This is a genomic window from Cupriavidus sp. 01L415, from assembly GCF_056400065.1.
Genome location: NZ_JBFTSP010000019.1, coordinates 73708 through 95475, shown reverse-complemented (window position 1 = coordinate 95475; position 21768 = coordinate 73708). Strand labels below are relative to the sequence as shown.

The 21768-nt window shown below is 66.4% G+C and carries 20 protein-coding genes; 12 read left to right on the top strand and 8 right to left on the bottom strand.

What is annotated here, in order from left to right:
* Positions 1-69: 69 nt before the first annotated feature.
* Entirely contained in the window at positions 70-267 is a 198-nt protein-coding gene (locus AC1DOX_RS22545) for a type II toxin-antitoxin system VapB family antitoxin (RefSeq protein ID WP_081651297.1), read from the top strand.
* A complete protein-coding gene (locus tag AC1DOX_RS22540; RefSeq protein WP_477114061.1) occupies positions 264-635 on the top strand; it encodes a type II toxin-antitoxin system VapC family toxin in 372 nt (123 codons plus the stop codon). Before AC1DOX_RS22545 ends, AC1DOX_RS22540 begins: the two co-directional genes overlap by 4 nt.
* Before the next feature lie 148 nt (positions 636-783).
* On the opposite strand, the gene AC1DOX_RS22535 is transcribed toward AC1DOX_RS22540, so the two are convergent.
* From AC1DOX_RS22535 to AC1DOX_RS22525, 3 genes are all read right to left on the bottom strand, one after another.
* Complete coding sequence (locus tag AC1DOX_RS22535; protein WP_441617500.1) at positions 784-1281, bottom strand: DNA-deoxyinosine glycosylase; 498 nt, start codon at positions 1279-1281, stop codon at positions 784-786.
* 71 nt (positions 1282-1352) lie between these two features.
* The gene (gene htpG, locus AC1DOX_RS22530) at positions 1353-3254 is read right to left on the bottom strand and encodes a molecular chaperone HtpG (RefSeq protein ID WP_477101429.1); all 1902 of its coding nucleotides are present in this window, start codon (positions 3252-3254) and stop codon (positions 1353-1355) included.
* A 96-nt stretch (positions 3255-3350) separates the two neighbouring features.
* Complete coding sequence (locus AC1DOX_RS22525; protein ID WP_441617496.1) at positions 3351-4910, bottom strand: aminotransferase-like domain-containing protein; 1560 nt, start codon at positions 4908-4910, stop codon at positions 3351-3353.
* Positions 4911-4994: 84 nt separating this feature from the next.
* Here AC1DOX_RS22525 and AC1DOX_RS22520 point away from each other — a divergent pair, with 84 nt between their 5' ends.
* From AC1DOX_RS22520 to AC1DOX_RS22475, 10 genes are all read left to right on the top strand, one after another.
* Positions 4995-5672 carry a VOC family protein gene (locus AC1DOX_RS22520; RefSeq protein WP_441617494.1) on the top strand — a complete coding sequence of 226 codons (678 nt, stop codon included), beginning with the start codon at positions 4995-4997 and terminating at the stop codon, positions 5670-5672.
* A gap of 54 nt (positions 5673-5726) precedes the next feature.
* The gene (locus AC1DOX_RS22515; protein ID WP_441617492.1) at positions 5727-6443 is read left to right on the top strand and encodes an alanyl-tRNA editing protein; all 717 of its coding nucleotides are present in this window, start codon (positions 5727-5729) and stop codon (positions 6441-6443) included.
* Between the two features lie 12 nt (positions 6444-6455).
* Positions 6456-7088, top strand: coding sequence for a LysE family translocator (locus AC1DOX_RS22510; RefSeq protein ID WP_441617490.1), 633 nt, complete (start codon positions 6456-6458; stop codon positions 7086-7088).
* 16 nt (positions 7089-7104) lie between these two features.
* Positions 7105-8079, top strand: a complete 975-nt coding sequence (locus AC1DOX_RS22505; RefSeq protein ID WP_477101428.1) for a DMT family transporter — start codon at positions 7105-7107, stop codon at positions 8077-8079.
* Positions 8080-8091: 12 nt separating this feature from the next.
* A complete protein-coding gene (locus AC1DOX_RS22500; RefSeq protein ID WP_441617486.1) occupies positions 8092-8547 on the top strand; it encodes a RidA family protein in 456 nt (151 codons plus the stop codon).
* A gap of 23 nt (positions 8548-8570) precedes the next feature.
* Entirely contained in the window at positions 8571-8900 is a 330-nt protein-coding gene (locus AC1DOX_RS22495; protein WP_092134634.1) for a DHCW motif cupin fold protein, read from the top strand.
* A 36-nt stretch (positions 8901-8936) separates the two neighbouring features.
* Complete coding sequence (locus AC1DOX_RS22490; protein ID WP_441617484.1) at positions 8937-10124, top strand: aminotransferase-like domain-containing protein; 1188 nt, start codon at positions 8937-8939, stop codon at positions 10122-10124.
* A 39-nt stretch (positions 10125-10163) separates the two neighbouring features.
* Positions 10164-10808: a glutathione S-transferase family protein gene (locus AC1DOX_RS22485; RefSeq protein ID WP_092135420.1), complete on the top strand. Its 645-nt coding sequence runs from the start codon at positions 10164-10166 to the stop codon at positions 10806-10808.
* Positions 10809-11217: 409 nt separating this feature from the next.
* Positions 11218-12894 carry an L-lactate permease gene (locus tag AC1DOX_RS22480; protein ID WP_441617482.1) on the top strand — a complete coding sequence of 559 codons (1677 nt, stop codon included), beginning with the start codon at positions 11218-11220 and terminating at the stop codon, positions 12892-12894.
* Positions 12895-13056: 162 nt separating this feature from the next.
* A complete protein-coding gene (locus AC1DOX_RS22475) occupies positions 13057-14889 on the top strand; it encodes an ABC transporter ATP-binding protein (RefSeq protein ID WP_441617480.1) in 1833 nt (610 codons plus the stop codon).
* 145 nt (positions 14890-15034) lie between these two features.
* Here the strand turns inward: AC1DOX_RS22475 and AC1DOX_RS22470 are convergent, their stop codons facing one another.
* The 5 genes from AC1DOX_RS22470 to AC1DOX_RS22450 form a co-directional block, all read right to left on the bottom strand.
* Positions 15035-15565, bottom strand: coding sequence for a chromate transporter (locus AC1DOX_RS22470; protein ID WP_092134640.1), 531 nt, complete (start codon positions 15563-15565; stop codon positions 15035-15037).
* Positions 15562-16149, bottom strand: coding sequence for a chromate transporter (locus tag AC1DOX_RS22465; RefSeq protein ID WP_441617478.1), 588 nt, complete (start codon positions 16147-16149; stop codon positions 15562-15564). The genes AC1DOX_RS22470 and AC1DOX_RS22465 overlap by 4 nt, the downstream gene beginning before the upstream one ends.
* 271 nt (positions 16150-16420) lie before the next feature.
* Positions 16421-18757: a DNA topoisomerase IV subunit A gene (gene parC, locus AC1DOX_RS22460; RefSeq protein WP_441617476.1), complete on the bottom strand. Its 2337-nt coding sequence runs from the start codon at positions 18755-18757 to the stop codon at positions 16421-16423.
* 141 nt (positions 18758-18898) lie between these two features.
* Positions 18899-19699, bottom strand: a complete 801-nt coding sequence (locus AC1DOX_RS22455) for a lytic transglycosylase domain-containing protein (protein WP_441617474.1) — start codon at positions 19697-19699, stop codon at positions 18899-18901.
* A 42-nt stretch (positions 19700-19741) separates the two neighbouring features.
* Complete coding sequence (locus AC1DOX_RS22450) at positions 19742-21733, bottom strand: DNA topoisomerase IV subunit B (RefSeq protein WP_092134645.1); 1992 nt, start codon at positions 21731-21733, stop codon at positions 19742-19744.
* Positions 21734-21768: the final 35 nt, after the last annotated feature.

The window sequence follows — 21768 nt, the reverse complement described above, 5'->3', positions numbered from 1 at the left end:
CCGATGCACCGGCACGACAAAAGGCATCAAACGATGCTATTATAGGTGCTCCAACTTGTGGAGCCGTCCATGCGTACTACCATCGCTCTCGATGACGAATTGATCGCCAAGGCTCAAGCCTATACAGGTTTGGAGGAAAAGTCGGCGCTTGTGCGTGAAGCTCTCAAAGCATTGATCCAACGTGAGGCCGGGAGGCGGCTCGCGAACCTTGGCGGTAGTCAACCCGGCATACAGGGGGCGCCGCGTCGCCGGCAGGACGTCGAATGATTCTTGTCGACACGTCAGTCTGGATAGACCACATTAACGCGTCCGATCCTTTGCTGRTTAGTTTGCTTTCCGAGGAGCGTGTCCTGGCTCATTCATTCGTGATTGGAGAGATATCGCTGGGCAGTCTACGCAACCGAGACGTTGTGCTCGGTGCTTTACTCGATCTGCCCCGGGCACCGATTGCAACGCCGGAAGAGACGTTCTATTTGATCGAACGAGAAGGGTTATTCAATCGTGGGATCGGATATGTCGATACATCACTGCTGGCATCCGCACGTCTGCATCCCGGCGTCACCATCTGGACTCGCGACAAGCGATTAAAGAAGGTTGCCGACGAACTCGACTTGGGCGCGATGCTTGAGCATTAGCCGAGGGTCGGCTACGGAGTTTCGGCATTCGACCAAGGCCAGTGTTCTTCAGACCGACCTCGCGCTTCCGTGTTCAGCCAGCTATTGGTGGCCGACAGCCCGCTCCAGAAGCGAATGTGGCAAGAGTCAGTCACTATTAGCGTCGGCCTCAGTCCCCCAGCCACCTTCGCAACTCCTGCCAGGCACGCAATTTTTCCGCGTAGGACAGGGTATGAGCCGGGCTACTGGAAGGCAACCTGACCAGGTGATGACCGCCGGCGGCCCGCCCAAGGGCCTTCAATCCAATACGTTCAGCGGTACCGCCATTGAACGCAATCACTGTCAGATTCGGTAGCGATTCGATCAATCCCACAAGATCATTGCCGGCATGATCACGGATGTTGCTGTCCAAGCTCCCATCGCGCTTCGCTTCCGCCACCACATCCCATAAGCCAATGTTGTGGGCCAGCAGCGTTTGCAGTCGTTCGGCGTATCCCATCGCGACGAGATCCTCGCCCGTAATATCGCCAACCAACCGCCAAAATTGATTCTGCTTGTGCGCGTAATACTGGCTTTGCGCGAGCGAGACCTCGCCCGGCAGGCTGCCGAGCACGAGCACGCGGGTGTGGGCATCGACGACCGGAGGAAAGCAGCGTTTGGTGGTCATTGCCGGGGCCTCATGACGGCAAAACGGGGCGGCCGTCGCCGGCCACCCCGCCCTGCCGGTGCGTCACGCCGTCAGGCCAGCAGACGGTTGACACGCTGCACATAGGCCGCCGGGTCCTCGAGCATGCCGCCTTCGGCCAGCAGGGCCTGGTCGAACAGCACGCGCACGCGGTCGCCAAACGCGTCGCCGTCCGGCACGTCACGCAGCTTTTTCACCAGTGCGTGCTCCGGATTCAGCTCCAGGATCGGCTGGGCGTCCGGCGCCTTCTGGCCGGCCTGCTTCAGCAGGCGCTGCAGATAGCCGCTCATGTCGCCGTCATCGGACACCAGGCACGACGCCGATTCCGTCAGGCGCAGCGTCACGCGCACGTCCTTGGCCTTGCCTTCCAGCACGGCCTTGGCGCGGTCGACCACTTCCTTCCAGTCGGTTTCGGCCTTTTCCTGCTCGGCCTTCTCGGCTTCATCGGCCAGGCTGCCCAGATCCAGGTCGCCACGCGCCACGGACATCAGCTCCTTGCCCTCGAACTCGCGCAGGTAGGACAGCATCCACTCGTCCACGCGCTCCGTGAGCAGCAGCACTTCGATGCCCTTCTTGCGGAACACTTCCAGATGCGGGCTCGATTTCGCCGCGGCCCAGGTGTCGGCCGTGACGTAGTAGATCTTGTCCTGCCCATCCTTCATGCGGCCCACGTACGCCGCCAGCGAGACCGATTGCCCGGCCGTGTCGTCTTGCGTCGACGCAAAGCGCAGCAGCTTCGCGATGCGTTCGGCATTGGCCTGATCCTCGCCCAGGCCTTCCTTGAGCACCTGGCCAAACTGCTCCCAGAAGGTCGCATACTTGTTGCGCTCGGCTTCGTCCTCGCTGTCAGCCAGCGATTCCAGCATCGACAGCACGCGCTTGGCGCAGCCTTCGCGAATCGCACGCACATCGCGGCTTTCCTGCAGCAGTTCACGCGACACGTTCAGCGGCAGGTCCGCCGAGTCCACCACGCCCTTGACCCAGCGCAGGTACGACGGCAGCAGCTGATCCGCATCGTCCATGATGAACACGCGCTTCACGTACAGCTTCAGGCCGGCCTTGTGATTGCGGTCCCAGAGGTCGAACGGCGCGCGCGCCGGGATGTACAGCAGCTGGGTATATTCGCTGCGCCCTTCCACGCGGTTGTGGGTCCAGGCCAGCGGCGCCTCGTGATCGTGGGCGATGTGCTGGTAGAACGCCTGGTACTGCTCGTCGGTGATATCGGACTTGGCACGCGTCCACAGGGCGCTGGCCTGGTTCACGCTTTCCCACTCGCCGGTGCGCTTGTGCGCGCTGGCCTCGGCATCCCACTCCTCCTTGGGCATGCGGATCGGCAGCGAGATATGGTCCGAGTACTTCTGGATGATGTGGCGCAGGCGGTAGGCCGACAGGAAATCGTCCTCGCCCTCGCGCAGGTGCAGCGTGATGGTGCTGCCGCGCTCGGTGCGGGTGATGGCATCCACGGAGAACTCGCCGTCGCCGGCGCTTTCCCAGCGCACGGCCTCGTCGGCGGGGAGGCCCGCGCGGCGGGTTTCCACCGTGACCTTGTCGGCAACGATAAAGGCCGAGTAGAAGCCCACGCCAAACTGGCCGATCAGCGCCGCATCCTTCTGCTGGTCACCGGACAGTTGCTGGAAGAATTCCTTGGTGCCCGACCGGGCGATGGTGCCGAGGTTGCGGATCGCCTCGTCACGGCTCATGCCGATGCCGTTGTCGGTGATCTTCAGCGTGCGGGTGGCGGCATCCGCTTCGATCCGGATGGCCAGGTCGGCGTCGTTCTCGAGCAGCGCGGGGTTCGCGATCGCCTCGAAGCGCAGCTTGTCGGTAGCGTCCGAAGCATTCGAAACCAGCTCGCGCAGGAAAATTTCCTTGTTGCTGTACAGCGAGTGGATCATCAGGTGCAGCAGTTGCTTCACTTCCGCCTGGAAGCTCATCGTCTCGTGCGGTGCGGTCATGGTTCTCCTCTTAAAAACAGGCAAACGGAACATGCCCGGCCCGTGGGTCCGGGCCGGCGTCGATGGGGCAGCAAATCGGGACTGGCCGGCGATTTTTCAAGCCCCCGGGGCGGCTGACTGGCCCGACAGGCGATCCATCTGCCCGGCCAGGAAGCGCAGCATGCCGGGGTCACTGCTGCTGGCGATGTTGAAGCGCGTCCAGCTGGACGGCATCTGCGACGGCGAGAACAGGCTGCCCGGCGCGAACAGGTAGCCTTCCTCATGCCCCGCCGTGGCGATGGCGTTGGTATCCACGCCCGTATCCGCCCACAGGTACATGCCGGCATGCTGGCCGGGGAACATGCGCAAACCCAGCCGTTCCAGCCGGTGGCGCGTCTCGTCGCGGGCGCGGTCCAGCCTGGCGCGCACCCGCTCCACGTGCTTGCGGTAGTGCCCTTCGGTCAGCACTTTGTAGACCACGCGTTCGTTGATCTCCGGAGTCGCCATGCCGGTCACCAGCTTGCTGTCGGTCAGCGTCACGGCCAGGTCCGGGCTGGCGGCGATAAACCCGACCCGCAGGTTGGCGGCGAGCGTCTTGGAGAAGCTACCCAGGTAGATCACGCGCCTCAGCTGGTCCAGGCTGGCCAGCCGCGTCGCGGCGTGGCCGGGCGGGCACAGATCGCAATAGATGTCGTCCTCGATGATCAGGAAGTCGTACTGCTCGGCCAGCTGCAGCAGCCGATGCGCGCGCGCCGCGGAGAGCGAGGTGCCGGTCGGGTTGTGCAGCACGGAATTGACGACGAAGAACCTGGGCCGGTGGGCCTGGACGATCCGCTCCAGCGCCTCCAGGTCCGGGCCGTCCGCCGTGTAGGGCACGCCGATCACGTTGGCACCCTGCGTCGCAAAGCGGGCGAACATCACGAACCAGGCCGGATCGCCAACCAGCACGGTGTCGCCGGGATGCAGGAATTCCCGGGCGATCAGGTCCAGTGCCTGGGTGATACCGGACGTCATCACGATCTGATCCGGCGTGACGCCGATCTCCAACTCCTCCAGGCGCGTCCGCAGCTGCTGGCGCAGCGGCAGGAAGCCTTGCGGCGTGCCGCTGGCGAGGAAGTGGTTGCCCGGCTGGCGGCCCAGGCTGCGCAGCGCGCCGGAAACCAGCTCGCCGTCGAGCCATTCATTGGGCAGGAAGCCCCAGCCCGGCGCCTTGTGGCTTTCTGCCGAGTGGAACATGCTGCGCAGCAGCCAGGTGACGTCGATATTGCGGATGGCATTCGAGGGCGGCGGGACGACCGCGGCGGAATGACTGACGCGCTCGCGCACATAAAAACCCGAGCCGCGCCGGGATTCCAGGTAGCCCAGCGCCACCAGCCGCTCGTAGGCCTCCACCACGGTGAAGCGCGAAATCCCTTTCTCCGTGGCCAGTTGCCGGATCGATGGCATTCGCATCCCGGCCCGGAACACGCGCTCGTCGATCCGCAATCGCGCCCATTCGGTCAGTTGCTCGACCAGCGTCATCTGGGCGGACGGAATGGGGTCCGGCAGCCGCTCATGGCCCGCCGCCGGCATCACCAGCCGCAATGCGCGTGTGCCGCCCACCGCACTGGCGTCGCCTCCGCTATTCTTGCGAGCTGGCGTCTTGGGCGGGTTTCCGTCCTCCTGGCTGCCTTCCATGTGGTGCTCCCGAAACTGTACTGAATACGATCCGCTGAACTGTATCGGTACTGTACCGCCAACCTTGACTACCATCAACCGACGATGAAGCTAGCCATTGACCACCTCGTGATTGCCGCGCCCGACCTGGATTCAGGGGTCGACTACGTGGCCGGCGTGCTCGGTGTCGCCCCGCAAAGCGGCGGCGCGCACCCGGGCATGGGCACGCACAACCGCGTAATGGGCCTGTTTGGCGGCCTGTACCTGGAAGTCATGGCGATCGACCCGGCGGCGCCGGCGCCCGACCGGCCGCGCTGGTTCGGACTGGACAGCGATCTGATGCAGCAGCGCCTGCGCGACGGCCCGTTCCTGGCGCACTGGGCGGCCCGCGTGGAGCGCCCCGCCGACCTGTCGCGCTGGCAGGCGCAATACCCGGACCGCATCGCCCCGGCCATCCCGATGACGCGCGGCGACCTGCACTGGCGGCTGACGGTGCCCGAGGACGGCAGCCTGCCCGCGTGGCGGGGTGAAGGAGCCAGCGCCGGCGACGGCCTGTTCCCCACGCTGATCCAGTGGGATGTGGCCAATCATCCGGCGGTCAGCCTGCCGCGCCAGGACATGGCGCTGCGCAGGCTGCGGGGGCGGCACCCGCATGCGGAACTGCTGCGACAGGGGCTGGCCTGGCTGGGCGCCGACCACCTGATCGAGATCGAACAGGCCGATGGCGCGCCGGGGCTCGCCGCCGAGATCGAAACGCCGACGGGCATCAAGACCCTGGGCTGAATCCCCGATACGACAACACAACAACAAGCCCCACACACCGAAGGAGCCCCCGCGATGTCCGCCACGACTCACAAGCGTTTCGACGACGACGCCTACCTCGACCACTGCAGCGCCACGGTCGTGGCCGTGAGCGAAGGCGGCATCGAGCTGGACCAGACCGTCTGCTACGCGCGCAGCGGCGGACAGGCGGGAGACACCGGCACGCTGACCTTGGCCGATGGCCGCGTGATCGTGCTGACCGACACGGTCTATGGCGACGACCGCACGCGCATCCTGCATGTGCCCGCCCCGGATGCCCCGGCTGTGCAGGCCGGCGATCGCGTGGAGGTGAGGATCGACTGGGCGCGCCGCCACAAGCTGATGCGGCTGCACACCTGCCTGCATCTGCTCGGATCCCTGATCCCGGTGCCGGTAACGGGCTGCAGCATCTCGCCGGACTCGGCCCGCATCGACTTCGACTTGCCCGAATCCACGCTCGAAAAGTCCGAACTGACCGCGCAGCTGAACGCGCTGATCGGTGCGAAGACCGAGGTGCGGATCGACCGCATCACGCCCGAACAACTGGCGGCCCAGCCGGACCTCGTGCGCACCGTGGGCGCGGCGCCGCCGGCCGGCACTTCGACCATCCGCATCATCGAGATCCCCGGCGTGGACCGCCAGCCCTGCGGCGGCACCCATGTGGCCAACACGGGCGAGATCGGCCCCGTGGCCGTGACCAAGATCGAAAAGAAAAGCCGCACCAACCGGCGCGTTGTCGTCAACTTCGCCTGAGGCGCCACCGTCATGGATAGCAGCTGGCTGACGGGCCTGTCGATGGCCCAGTTCCTCGCGTTGGTGACGCTGCTCGCCGTCGGCGCCTTCACGCCCGGCCCCAACACCACCATCGCCGCCGTGACCGGCGCCAACTTCGGCCTGCGCGCCACCCTGCCGCATTGCGTCGGCGTGGCCTTCGGCTTTGCCAGCATCGTGGCCCTGTGCGCCTCGGGCGTGGGTGCGCTGATCCTGGCCAGCCCGGTGCTGGCCACGGTGATCCACGTGATTGGCGTGGCCTACCTGCTGTGGCTCGCATGGAAGATCGCGCGCAGCACATCCCTCGCGGAAAAAACCGTGCTCAAGCCGATGAACGTCTGGCAGTCGGTCGCGCTGCAGTACGCCAATATCAAGGCGTGGATGCTGGCGCTGGCCGTGGCGGCGTCCTACATGGCCGGCGCGCCTTCGCCCGCCCAGCGTATCGCGCTGGTCAGCGCGGTGTTTGCGCTGTTCGGCTTCTGCAGCAACGGTGCCTATGGCGTGCTGGGCGCATCGCTGCGCCAGTGGCTGGCGCACGGCAATCGCGTGCGCTGGTTCAACGGCGCGATGGGCCTGGCGCTGGCGCTGACGGCGGCATGGATCGCCGTCGCTGGCCAGCCGCATTGATGTTCCGGAATTGATGATGACCTCCCGCAATCCTTCCTCCCCACCGTCCGGCGGCATGCTGCTGGGCTTTATCGGCGTGGCGATCTTCAGCCAGACGCTGCCCTTCACGCGGATGGCCGTGGCGGAGCTCGACCCCATCTTCGTCGCGCTGGCCCGCGCCGTGATCGCGGCCATGCTGGCGATCGTGCTGCTGGCCGCACGCGGCGCGCTGGCTGCGCATCGGCGGCCGCGCGGCGGCCAATGGTGGCGCCTTGCCGTGACCGCGCTCGGCGTGGTGGTGGGATTTCCGCTGTTCTCTTCGCTGGCCATGCGCGAGGTGCCGGCCGGGCACGGCGCCATCGTGATCGGCCTGTTGCCGCTGGCCACGGCCGTATTCGCGGCGTGGTTCGGCAACGAGCGCCCCTCCGCGGCGTTCTGGCTGTCGGCGATGGCCGGCAGCGCGCTGGTGGTCGGCTTTGCCCTCTGGCAAGGCGCGGGCGGCCTGCAGCATGCGGACTGGTTCCTCTTCCTGGCCGTGGTGCTCGGCGCGCTGGGCTACGCCGAAGGCGGCAAGCTATCGCGCGAGCTCGGTGGACTGGAAACCATCAGCTGGGCGCTGGTGGCCTCGCTGCCGGTGCTGGCGCCCGTGGTGGGCTGGCTGGCCTGGATGCACGCCCCCGCCATTGCCGCGGCCTCCCCGCGCGCGTGGCTCGGCATGGCCTATGTTTCGGTATTCTCGATGTTCATCGGCTTCCTGTTCTGGTACGCCGGGCTCGCAAAAGGCGGCGTGGCACGCGTAGGCCAGATACAATTGCTGCAGCCGTTCCTCACGCTGGCGGGCGGCGCCCTGATCCTGGCCGAGCCGCTCGACGCCCCCACCCTCGCTTTCGCAGTGGCGGTGATCGCCATCGTGGCCCTTGGCCGGCGCGCCGCCGTGCGCAACACCGCACCCGCCACGCCACCGGCCGCCGCCGGAGAGACGCCCCCCATCGTTCCAGGACGAATTCACTGACAGGAGAAACGCATGTCCGTCTACGACACCCTTGCCCGCCTCGGCGTGGAACTGCCCACCGCCAATGCCCCCGCCGCCGCCTATGTGATGGCGGCCACCACCGGCAACACCGTCTTCCTGTCGGGCCACATCGCCCGCAAGGATGGCAAGCCCTGGGCCGGCAAGCTCGGCAAGGACATTGACACGGAAACCGGCAAGGCCGCTGCCCGCGGCATCGCCATCGACCTGCTGGCCACGCTGCACGCCCATATCGGCGACCTGAACCGCGTCAAGCGCATCGTCAAGGTGATGAGCCTGGTGAACTCCACGTTCGAATTCACCGAGCAGCACCTGGTGACCAACGGCGCGTCCGAGTTCCTGGTCGAAGTGTTCGGCGACAAGGGCCGTCACGCCCGCAGCGCGTTTGGCGTGGCGCAGATCCCGATGGGCGCCTGCGTCGAAATCGAAATGATCGTGGAAATCGCCTGAGTCGAATCGACCGGGACATTCCGATGCGCATCGACAACCTGCCCTTTGGCACCACCGACTGGTCCGACGTCGCCCCCACCCGGCATCCCGGGGAGACCGGCGAAGCGCTCTGGCGCACACGCCAGTTTGGCGATATCCGCGTACGCATGGTCGAATACACGGCCGGCTACCTGGCGGATCATTGGTGTACCAAGGGGCATATCCTGTTCGTCCTCGACGGCGAACTCCATACCGAACTGGAAGACGGCCGCCAGTTCGTGCTCCGCGCGGGCACGAGCTACCAGGTCGCCGACCATGCCGAGCCGCACCGTTCCTCCACACCGACCGGTGCGCGGCTGTTCATCGTTGACTGAGCAGCACAACGACTCAACTCCCACAAGAGACAAATCATGAAATGGGCCATCTCCCGCCGGGCGCAGCAACTGACCAGCTCGGCCATCCGCGAAATCCTGAAAGTCACCGAGCGTCCGGAAGTCATTTCGTTCGCCGGCGGCCTGCCCTCGCCGGCGTCGTTCCCGGTAGCGGCGATGGAAGCGGCAGTGGCCCGCGTATTTGCCGATAACCCCCAGGGCGCGCTGCAGTACGCCGCCACCGAGGGTTATCTGCCGCTGCGCGAATTCGTCGCCAAACGCTACAACGTGGGCGTCGAGCGCGTGCTGATCACCACCGGTTCCCAGCAGGCGCTGGACCTGATCGCCAAGGTGATGATCGATCCGGGCAGCCCGGTGCTGGTGGAAACGCCGAGCTACCTGGGCGCGCTGCAGGCGTTCTCGCTGTTCGAACCCGAGTTCGTGTCGATCCCGACCGATGAACGCGGCCTGATCCCGGAAGCCCTGACGCCCGAGCTGACCGCCGGCGCGCGCTTCCTGTACGCGCTGCCGAACTTCCAGAACCCGACCGGCCGCCGCCTGCCGCTGGAGCGCCGCCAGTCGCTGGTCAAGCGCGCGCAGGAACTGGGCGTGCTGCTGGTGGAAGACGATCCTTACGGCGAACTGAGCTACACCGGCGACCAGTTGCCGTCGCTGCTGTCGATGAATCCGGACGGCGTGATCTACATGGGATCGTTCTCCAAGATCCTGGCGCCGGGCCTGCGCCTGGGCTTCGTGATCGCCCCGCCCGAATTGCACTTCAAGCTGTGCCAGGCCAAGCAGGCGTCCGACCTGCACACGCCGAGCTTCACCCAGCGCCTGGCGTACGAGACCGTGCGCGACGGCCTGCTGGAGCGCCACATCCCGAGCATCCGCGAGCTCTACGGCAAGCAGTGCAACGTGATGCTGGACGCCCTCAAGCGCCATATGCCGGCCGGCGTGAGCTGGAACCAGCCCGAAGGCGGCATGTTCATCTGGGTGGAGCTGCCGGAAGGCCTGGACAGCATGAAGATCCTGGAAGAAGCCGTGCGCCGCAACGTGGCCTACGTGCCGGGCGCCCCGTTCTATGCGGGCAACCCGCGCACCAACACGCTGCGCCTGGCGTTCGTGACGGTGTCGCCGGAGCGGATCGAGCAGGGCGTGACGATCCTGGGCGAGGTGTTCCGCGAGGCCATCGCGAAAGCTGCGCCGCAGCCGCGCGCGGCCTGAGGAGCGACGACAGCCATGAAGCGCGATGAGCCGCAAAGCATGCTGCGCATCTGGGGCCGGCTGTCGTCGATCAACGTCCAGAAAGTGGTCTGGTGCGCGCGCGAGCTGCACCTGGACCACGAGCGGATCGACATCGGCAATTACCAGGGCGAGCTGGACACCGAAGCCTATGTCCGCCTGAACCCCAACCGCCAGATTCCCGTGATCGAGGATTTCCGCGATACGGACGTCGCCGGCGAGCCCTTCGTGCTGTGGGAATCCAACGCCATCGTGCGCTACCTCTGCGCGCGCTACGGCGAGGGCACGCTATGGCCTTCGGACGTCAAGGCGCGAGCCTCGGCGGATCGCTGGATGGACTGGCAGACCACGGCATTCAGTCCGGCGATGGTGCAGGCGTTCCTGCAATGCGTCCGCGTGCCGGCCGAACAGCGCGACGAGGCGGTGGTTGCCAAGTCCTGCGCGCGGACCGAGCCGCTGGCCGCGATGCTCGATGCAGCCCTGGCTGGCCGCGAATTCATCGGCGGCGACCGCTTCACCATGGCCGACATCTCACTGGCATGCGCCGCGCATCGCTGGATGGGCACGCCGGTTACCCACGCGCCGCGCCCCCACCTGGAGCGCTGGCTGACGGAGATGCGGGCCCGCCCCGCCGCCACCGGCATCCTGATCCTGCCGCTGCGCTAAGAGGCGCCATGTGCCGCCACGGCGGCGCATGGTCTGCTCCAACGCATTCCCATCGCACCCCCTCGCACCCCCGGTTCTCCCCCTCTCCCGCACCGCTCTCCCGCCCGCCTGCCATGTGGCGCAGGCGCGACTGTCTGCCTCGTCAGGGTTCTTTCGAACGCTCGTTTAAAGGAGTACCCTCGCCCGATAGCGTGAGGTGCACAAGCCTGCCCCCGAGCAAACCCTGATCCCTGAATCCGGCTCACGACGACGATGACCGGATTTAAGGCGGATCGCCCGGAACCGCTCCTTACAATCCCTTTTCTGTCCGTCCGCGCGGCGATCTCGCCGCTTGCCCGGACAACAGTAGTCCGGCAGTCCAGGCCCGTCAGAGGCACGGCTGCCGCATCAACCAGAGGAGGATTCAATCGTGTGGAGTCAAGTCTATGACCCGCTCGGCAATATGGCGCTGTCCACTATTGCCGCCGGGGTTCCGGTCGCCGTGCTGCTGGCAGCGCTGGCGTTCTTTCACATGCAGGCCCACCTGGCGGCCGGTCTGGCGCTGGTCGTCGGCATCGTCGTCGCCTCGTTCGTGTTCGGCATGCCGGCGGCCATGGCCGGCAAGGCGGCTGGGCTGGGCGTGGTCTCTGGCTTGTTCCCGATCGGCTGGATCGTTCTCAACATCATCTTCCTGCACCGGCTGACCACGATAAACGGGTCATTCAAGGTGCTGCAAAACTCGATCTCCGGCGTGACCGAAGACCGTCGCCTGCAGCTGCTGCTGGTGGCGTTCAGCTTCGGCGCGTTCTTCGAGGGCGCGGCCGGCTTCGGCACGCCGGTGGCCGTGACCGGCGCCATCCTGATCGGGCTGGGATTCTCGCCGCTGGCCGCATCGGGCCTGGCGCTGATCGCCAACACCGCGCCCGTGGCCTTCGGCGCGCTGGGTGCGCCGATCATCGGCCTGTCCTCGGTGACCGGCATCGACCAGGTGCTGCTGTCCGCGATGATCGGCCGCCAGTTGCCGTTCTTCTCGGTGCTGGTGCCGTTCTGGCTGATCTGGGCGTTCGCGGGCTTCCGCGGCATGCTCGCCATCTGGCCCGCCATCCTGGTGGCCGGCGTCAGCTTTGCCATTCCGCAGTTCCTCGTATCGAACTTCCACGGCCCGTGGCTGGTGGACGTGATCTCGGCCCTGATCTCGATGGGCTGCCTGACGGCCTTCCTGAAGATCTGGCACCCGAAGGAAATCTGGACCTCCACCCGCATCCTGGGCCGCCATGACGACTCCAAGGTCGACCATCCGGAAGCGCTCGAAGCCGACGCCCGCGCCAACGCCGCATCGGCGGGCATCTCGGTGGTCAAGGCCTGGATGCCGTGGGTGATCCTGACCGTCTTCGTGTTCGTCTGGGGCATCCCCGAGTTCAAGAAGTTCATGGACGCCATCTGGCAGTTCAAATTCCCGATTCCGGGCCTCGACAAGGCCGTGATCAAGGGCCCGCCGGTGGTGCCGAAGGAGATCGCCGAAGGCGCCGTGTTCACGTTCAACGTGCTGTCGATGGCGGGCACCGGCATCTTCGTGTCGGCGATCGTGGGCGGCCTGCTGATGGGCTATTCGATCCCGCGCCTGATCAAGGAGTACTTCGAGACCATCAAGCTCGTGCGCTTCTCCCTGCTGACGATCTGCGCGATGTTCGGCATCGGCTACCTGACCCGCTACTCGGGCCTGGATGCCACGCTGGGGCTGGCGTTTGCACAGACCGGCGTGTTCTACCCGCTGTTCGGCACCATGCTGGGCTGGCTGGGCGTGGCGCTGACCGGTTCCGACACGGCGTCGAACGTGCTGTTTGGCGGCCTGCAGAAGACCACGGCCGAACAGCTGGGTCTGTCGCCGATCCTGATGTCCGCGGCCAACAGCTCGGGTGGCGTGATGGGCAAGATGATCGACGCGCAGTCCATCGTCGTCGCATCCACCGCGACCAAGTGGTACGGCCACGAGGGCGAGATCCTGCGCTATGTGTTCTGGCACTCGATCGTGCTGGCCGTGCTGGTGGGCCTGTTCGTGACGCTGCAGGCCTATGTGCCGCCGTTCACGCACATGGTCATCCACTGACGCGCATCGCAGGCGACGGGGCGTTCGTTCCATCCTCCCCCGCCTCGCAAGCCTCGCACAAGCCCCGCCTCCCGGCGGGGCTTTTTCTTTGGGCCCTGCCCCGGCCTCCGCACGCGCGTATGATGACCGGTTCACTCCCACGGACGAGATGAGGGTCGCCGCATGCCGATTCGCCGCCTGGAAAGACTGATCGATCCCTTCCGCCGGATGCCCGATACGCAACCGCCAGGCAACGTCTGGCAGTTCTATGTGCATTTCCTGCGCGAGGTGCGGGGGGTGTTTGTCGCGCTGCTGGTGGTCGGCCTGATCGGCGCGCTGATCGAGGTGGCGCTGTTCAGCTTCCTCGGCCGGCTGGTGGATCTTGCGAGGGAAGCGCCGGATGGCAACTTCTTCGTCCGTCACCGCAACGAGTTGCTGTGGATGGCCTTCGTGGCGCTGATCCTGCGTCCGGTCTTCTTCGGCCTGCACGACATCCTGGTGCATCAGGTCATCAACCCGAGCCTGGCCAACCTGATCCGCTGGCAGAACCATCGCTACGTGCTCAAGCAAAGCCTGTCGTTCTTCCAGAACGACTTTGCGGGCCGCATCGCGCAACGGATCATGCAGACGGGTTTCTCGCTGCGCGACTCGGCGGTGCAGGCCGTGGATGCCCTGTGGCACGTCATCATCTATGCCGTCAGCTCGCTGATCCTGTTTGCCGAGGCCGACTGGCGCCTGATGATCCCGCTGCTGCTGTGGATCGCGGGCTATATCGCCGCCCTCGCCTGGTTCACGCCCCGCGTGAAGGAACGCTCGGTGGTCGCCACCGATGCGCGGTCCCGCCTGATGGGCCGGATCGTCGACGGCTACACCAATATCACCACGCTCAAGCTCTTCGCCCATACGCAGCAGGAGGAAAGCTATGCTCGCGATGCCATGGCCGAGCAGACCGACAAGGTGCGGCTGGCCGGCCGCATGGTCAGCGCGATGGACGTCACGATCACCACCATGAACGGCGCGTTGATTGCCGGCACCACCGGGCTGGCGCTCTGGCTGTGGAACCAGGGCCTGGTGTCCACGGGTGCCATTGCGCTGACGACCGGGCTGGTGATTCGCATCAACAACATGTCCGGCTGGATCATGTGGGTGGTCAACGGCATCTTCGAAAACGTCGGGCAAGTGCAGGACGGCATGAAGACCATCGCCGTGCCGCGCCACGTGGTGGACCGGCCCGATGCCAGGCCGCTGGAGATCGGGCGCGGCGAGGTGACGTTCGAGAACGTGGGCTTCCACTATGGCAAGGGCGCCGGCGTCATCGAGAACGTGGGCCTCGTCGTGCGGCCCGGCGAAAAGATCGGGCTGGTGGGCCCTTCCGGCGCGGGCAAGTCAACGCTGGTCAACCTGCTGCTGCGGCTGTACGACGTGGAAACCGGCCGCATCCTGATCGACGGGCACGACGTGGCTGGCGTGACGCAGGAAAGCCTGCGCGCGCAGATCGGCATGGTCACGCAGGACACCTCGCTGCTGCACCGGTCGATCCGCGACAACCTGCTCTACGGCAAGCCGGACAGCACCGAGGCCGACCTGCATGAGGCGCTGCGGCGCGCGCGGGCCGATGACTTTATCGGCGAACTGGCCGACTCGCACGGCAACAAGGGGCTCGATGCGCTGGTGGGCGAGCGCGGCGTCAAGCTGTCGGGCGGGCAGCGCCAACGCATCGCGATTGCGCGCGTGCTGCTCAAGGATGCGCCGATCCTGATCCTGGACGAGGCCACCTCGGCGCTGGACTCCGAGGTGGAGGCGGCGATTCAGGAAAGCCTGGAGGAGCTGATGCAGGGCAAGACGGTCATCGCCATTGCTCACCGGCTGTCGACGATCGCCCGGATGGACCGGCTGGTGGTGCTGGACGGCGGGCACATCGTCGAAACCGGCACGCACGCGGAACTGCTGGCGCGCGGCGGGCTATATGCGCGACTGTGGGCGCATCAGACTGGAGGCTTCGTCGGAGTCGACTGAGAGGCGCTATCAAAATGATTCTGGCGTCGTTGCGCGGCCTTGCCGTACTACTTGTACTGTCTGCGGCCGCGCGCCTAGCCAGAACCGCTGGCGCTTCATTTTGATAGCGCCTCTAGAGGTCGTTTCAGAAAGATCCCGGCGCCGATCAAACCAAACCCAGCAAACCAGCCCCTGCGCCCAGCGCCACCAGCGCCAGCGGATGCACCTTCGTCTTCAGCATCAGGCCGATCGTCACCAGTGTCACGGCCACGGCGGTCCAGCTATGGTCGACGCTGCTGGCCAGCACCCACCCGGTCGACATCAGCAAGCCAATCGTCAGCGCCGACAGTCCGCGCTTGATCAGCCCCGGCCACCGGGCATGGGGCGAGCGCCCCGCGAAATACTCGAAGCCCAGCGCGATGAGGCTGGATGGGCCGCACATGCCGACCATCGACGCGAATGTCCCCGCCGCGCCAGCCACCTGCCAGCCGAACAACGCCACGAACAGGATGTTCGGCCCCGGCGAGGCCTGCGAGATCGCGTACAACGCGGCAAACTGCGCATCGGTCATCCAGCCGTTGGCTTCCACCAGATAGCGATGCATGTCCGGTATCACCGTCCCGCCGCCACCGACGGCCAGCAGGGACAGCATGCTGAAATGCCCCAGCAGGCTGCGCAGGACCTCGGGCGAACTCATGCGCCCTCCTTGCGGCTGGCGCGGTGCTCGAGGATCAGGGCCACCGGCACTAGCACCGCCATGACCGGCAGCAGCGGCCAGCGCATCAGGCCGATCAGCACAAAGGCGGCTACGCCGATGAAGATGGCGCGCACGGAGCGCGGCTGACTCTGCGCCAGCTTGAAGCCGGTGGAGAGCACCAGCCCCGCTGACACGGCCGTCATGCCGGCGAGCATCTGCCGTACGGCGGTCACGTCCTGATACCGCAGGTACAACGCCATCGCGCAGAGCACGACGACCATCGGCACCAGCACCAGGCCGCAGAACGCGGCCACCGCGCCGCGCAGGCCTGCAAAGCGCAGGCCCAGCATGAGTGCGAGGTTGATGACGTTCGGGCCGGGCAGGACTTGCCCGAGGCTGAGGATTTCGACGAAGTCGCGGTCATTGAGCCAGCGATTGCGCTCCACGACCGAGCGCCGGACGAACGGGAGCACACCGCCAAACCCTGACAGGCCCATGCGGGCAAATTCGAAGAACAAGGCGCGGGCGTTGGGCGGGGGAGCGAGTTCGGGCTCGGAGACTGCGGGCAGCGGCGTGGAGGACATGACGGGGCGATAAGAGGCGCCTGCGCAAATGGATGACACGCGGCGCGCGCGGGCTGCCGACATACTACGGCAAACCCACCGCCGGGCACACGGCCGGGGTCATCACGAATACGCAAGAGGGGGTCATGCCATGTGAAAGCGGCGCGCCGGGATGCCCCGGACGCGCGCTTTCCGCTCCGTGCGATGGGCCGACGATCGGTCGACGACCACTCGCCAACCACTCGCCAACCAATCACCGACCGGTCATCAACCGATCGTTACGATGCCGGCGTCAGCCTGCCGGCTCCGTCGGTACCGGCTCGATCTTCACGTCCTTCAGGCGCGGCTCGATCTGCTTGCCCTTGCGTGCGCGCTTGCCCACGTACGGCAGCAGCGTCTTGCCCGCCAGCTTCTGCGGTGGCACCTTGCCGCCACGGACGCCGGTGCCGGAGATCAGCAACCCCGGAGCACCCACGGCTACCGCCTGCGTCAGCGTCTCCTTCGGCTCCAGTTCCATCAGGATCACGCCTCGGCCACCGGCAGACAGCACCTTGACCTCATCGAGCCCGACCAGCAACAGGCGGCCGTTGGCCGAGAAGCAGGCCACATGCGTGGCCTCGTCGCCGATCGGTGCCGGCGGCAGCGCCGTGTCGCCCTCGTCGAGCGTCAGGAACGACTTGCCACCCTTCTGGCGGCCCGTCATGTCGCCAACCTTGGTGACAAAGCCGTTGCCGCTGGCCGTGGCGATCAGCATGCGTTGCTCCGCCGCACCCGCGAACGTGTGCGCAATCTGCGTGCCGGGTGCCAGGTCGATCAGCGTCGTCACCGGCACGCCGTCACCGCGGCCGCCCGGCAGGCCCGCCACCGGCACCGAGTACACGCGGCCGTTGCTGCCGAATGCCAGCAGCGTGTCCACGGTGCGGCATTCGAACGTGCCGTACAGGTTGTCGCCCGCCTTGAACGTGAACTGCTGCGACTCGTGCCCGTGGCCCTGGCGCGTGCGCACCCAGCCCTTGCCGGACACGATCACCGTCACCGGCTCGTCCACCACGCGCACCTCGGCGGCGGCGCGGCGTTCTTCCTGAATCAGCGTGCGGCGCGGGTCCTTGTCTTCCGGGCTGTACTGCTTGGCGTCCTGCTCGATCTCCTTGATGATGCGACGACGCATCATCGTCTCGGACTTCAGCAGCACGTCCAGCTCGGCCTGCTCGTCGCGCAGCTTCGCCAGCTCCTGCTCGATCCGGATCGCCTCCAGCCGCGCCAGCTGGCGCAGCCGGATTTCCAGGATGTCCTCGGCCTGGCGGTCGGACAGGCGGAACGCCTCGATCAGCGCGGGCTTGGGCTCGTCGCTCTCGCGGATGATGCGGATCACCTCTTCGATGTTCAGCAGCACCAGCATCCGGCCTTCCAGGATGTGGATGCGGTCTTCCACCTTGGTCAGCTGGAAGCGCGTGCGCCGGGTCACCGTCTCGAAGCGGAAAGCGATCCACTCGCGCAGGATCTCCTGCAGGCCCTTCTGGCGCGGCCGGCCGTCGGTGCCGATCATCACCAGGTTGATCGGCGCGCCGGATTCCAGGCTGGTGTGCGCCAGCAGCGTCTGGACGAATTCCTGCTGGCCGATGTTCTTGCTCTTGGGCTCGAACACCAGGCGCACCGGCGCATCCTTGCCCGACTCGTCGCGCACGGCGTCCAGCACGGCCAGCATCGTGGTCTTGAGCTGGGTCTGTTCCGGGGTCAGCGCCTTCTTGCCGGTGCGGATCTTCGGATTGGTGATCTCCTCGATCTCCTCGAGCACCTTCTGCGCGGACGTGCTCGGCGGCAGCTCCGTCACCACGATCTGCCACTGGCCCCGCGCCATCTCCTCCACGGTCCAGCGCGCGCGCACCTTCAGGCTGCCACGTCCGCCCTCGTAGATCTGGGCGATGTCGCTGGCCGGCGAAATGATCTGGCCGCCGCCCGGATAGTCCGGGCCGGGCATCAGCGCCAGCAGCTCGGCCAGCGAGATATTCGGATTGCGGATCATCGCCACGGTGGCCGCGGCGACTTCGCGCAGGTTGTGCGGCGGGATCTCCGTCGCCATGCCCACCGCGATGCCCGAAGCGCCATTCAGCAGCACGAACGGCAGGCGTGCCGGCAGCAGCTTCGGCTCTTCCTCCGATCCGTCATAGTTGGGCAGGAAGTCCACCGTGCCCTGCTCGATTTCATCGAGCAGCAGCCGCGAGATCGGCGTCAGGCGCGCTTCCGTGTAGCGCATGGCCGCCGCGCCGTCGCCGTCGCGCGAGCCAAAGTTGCCCTGGCCATCGATCAGCGGATAGCGCAGCGAAAAATCCTGCGCCAGGCGCACCAGCGCGTCATACGCGGACTGGTCGCCGTGCGGGTGGAACTTGCCGAGCACCTCGCCGACCACGCGGGCGGACTTCACGGGCTTGGCATCGGCGCGCAGCCCCATGGCCTGCATGGCAAACAGGATGCGGCGCTGCACCGGCTTCTGGCCATCGGCCACCTCCGGGAGGGCGCGGCCCTTGACCACGCTGACGGCGTAGTCGAGATAGGCCCGCTCCGCATAGCGCGCGAGCGTCAGCGAATCGGCCGGCTCTTCGGGTTGAAACGAAATGTCTGGTTGATCCATGGTTGGCAAGAATTCGGCATGCGGGGCGCAACTTGCGCCCCGGCGGCCGGGTAGCGTGGGTACCGCGACGAACGGGCGATCCGGTCAGCGTGGGATTCTAACGAACTGGGGCGATGGCAGGCAGTTTTGCGCGGCAGCCCCTCAGGGCATGTTGCGCCGGCCGCCAATCACCATCTTGACGCGCCCCGGCTCATGGCCGGCGCGCACCACCGAAATGCCGGCGGGCTGGTAGATGCGGTAGAACTCCATGACGGTGCTGACATACTGCCGGGTCTCGGGGAAAGGCGGAATCTGGTTGTTGTAGCGCTGCACCGCGCCCTCGCCGGCGTTGTAGGCCGCCAGCACCAGTTCCAGGTTGTCGGGAAACAGCTCCATCAGCCAGCGCAGGTATCGCACGCCGACCGAGATGTTCAGGCGTGGGTCGGCCAGCTTTTGCTCCACGGTACGGCGCTTGTCCGCGGCGATGCCGAAGCGCGCGCCCGTGTCCGGGATCACCTGCATGAGGCCGATGGCGCCCTTGGGCGACACCGCGCCGGGATTGAAGCCGCTCTCCACCGCCATCACCGCCTTGACCAGCGCCGGGTCCACGCTCTGGGCCGCGGCGATCTGGTGGATCATCGGGTCGACGGCGGCGATGTTCGGATGGTTGAGCACGTAGCGAAACAGCTTGTCGCGATCCGGGTCGGCCTTGCCCGTCGCCATCGTGGCAGTACTGCGTGGCATGGCGGCGGAGTCGAGCCTGCCGCCGTCCTTCATGAACAGCTTGTAGCGGCCGTCGAGCTTCTCGTCGGCAAAGTGGGCCACGCCCTCCTCGTCGATATAGCCGTACAGGGCGGCATGGGCCGCGCCGGCGGCGCACAGGCCGGCCAGTGCCAGCGCGAGACGCGCCGCAAGCCTTGCCAGTCGCGCCCGCATGGCGCGTCGATTGCCCGTGATCCCCATCGCTTTCTCTCCTTCGCCGACCGCCTGCCCACCCGGGGACGATCAGATATCGGCCTCCACCTCGTTGCCCTTTTCTTCCAGCCAGGTGCGGCGCTGGGATGCCTCGCCCTTGCCCATCAGCATGTTCATCATGCTCACGGTCTGCGGCAGGTCGTACTCGCCCAGCGATACCGGCAGCAGCCGGCGCGTGTCCGGATTCATCGTGGTTTCCCAGAGCTGCTCGGCATTCATTTCGCCCAAGCCCTTGAAGCGGGAAATCTGCCACGCGCCTTCCTTGACGCCGTCCTTCATCAGCTTGTCCTGGATGGCCTCCAGCTCGCCTTCGTCCAGCGCGTAGAGCTTCTGCGCCGCCTTCTTGCCGCGCGCAGGCGCATCCACACGGAACAACGGCGGGCGGGCCACGCAGACGTTGCCGTTGTCGATCAGCTTGGGGAAATGGCGGAAGAACAATGTCAGCAGTAGCACCTGGATGTGCGAGCCGTCCACGTCCGCATCGGACAGGATGCAGATCTTGCCGTAGCGCAGGTTGGACAGGTCGGGCTCGTCATCCGGGCCGTGCGGGTCCACGCCGATCGCCACCGCGATGTCGTGCACCTCGTTGTTCGCGAACAGGCGGTCGCGCTCGGTCTCCCAGGTGTTCAGCACCTTGCCGCGCAGCGGCAGGATGGCCTGGAACTCCTTGTCGCGGCCCATCTTGGCGGAGCCACCGGCGGAGTCGCCCTCCACCAGGAAGATCTCGTTGTGGTTGACGTCGGTCGATTCGCAGTCGGTCAGCTTGCCGGGCAGCACGGCCACGCCGGAGCCCTTCTTCTTTTCCACCTTCTGCGCGGCGCGCGTGCGCGCCTGGGCCTGGCGGATCACCAGTTCGGCCAGCTTCTTGCCGTAGTCCACATGGTGGTTCAGCCAGAGTTCCAGCGCGGGGCGGCTGAACGTGGACACCAGGCGCACCGCGTCGCGGCTGTTCAGGCGCTCCTTGATCTGGCCCTGGAACTGCGGGTCCAGCACCTTGGCCGACAGCACGAACGAGGCGCGCGCAAACACGTCTTCGCTCATCAGCTTCACGCCCTTGGGCTGCAGCGAGTGCATCTCGATGAAGCTCTTCACGGCCAGGAACAGGCCTTCGCGCAGGCCGGACTCATGCGTGCCGCCGGCCGGCGTGGGAATCAGGTTGACGTAGGACTCGCGCACCGGCGCGCCCTCTTCGGTCCAGGCCACCACCCACGATGCGCCTTCGCCTTCGGCAAAGCCTTCCTCGCCGGGATTTGCGTCCGGATCGGCGAAATGCTCGCCCTCGAACATCGGGATGACCAGCTCGGCGCCGCTGCCCTGGGCCAGTGCCTCCACCAGGTAGCCCTTCAGGCCCTGGTCGTACTGCCAGACCTGGCGTTCGCCGGTCTTCTCGATCTCGAGCGTGACCTTCACGCCCGGCAGCAGCACGGCCTTGCTGCGCAGCAGCCGTTGCAGTTCCGCCTGCGGGATCGTGGCGGAGTCGAAATAGCTGGCGTCCGGCCACACCTGGACCCGCGTGCCGTTCTTCTTCTCGCCGCGTTCCAGCTTGCGAGTGGCCAGCGGCCGGGTGACATCGCCGCCGGAGAACGTCAGCGTGGACAGCGAGCCATCGCGCCACACGGTGACGTCGAGCTGCGTGGACAGCGCATTGGTCACGGACACGCCCACACCATGCAGGCCGCCGGAGAACGCGTAGGCGCCGCCCTTGCCCTTGTCGAACTTGCCGCCCGCGTGCAGGCGGGTGAACACGATCTCCACCACGGGGACCTGCTCCTCCGGGTGGATGCCCACCGGGATGCCGCGGCCGTCGTCTTCCACGCTGACACTGCCGTCGCGGTGCAGCGTCACGAGGATCTCGGAGCCGTGGCCGCCGAGCGCTTCGTCGGACGCGTTATCGATCACCTCCTGCACGATATGCAGGGGGTTGTCGGTACGGGTGTACATGCCGGGCCGTTGCTTGACCGGCTCCAGGCCCTTCAGGACCCGGATGGAAGATTCGCTGTACTGACTGGTTTTGCTCGCCATGGAGTCGCTACGGATAGTGGGATCTCCCGACCGCC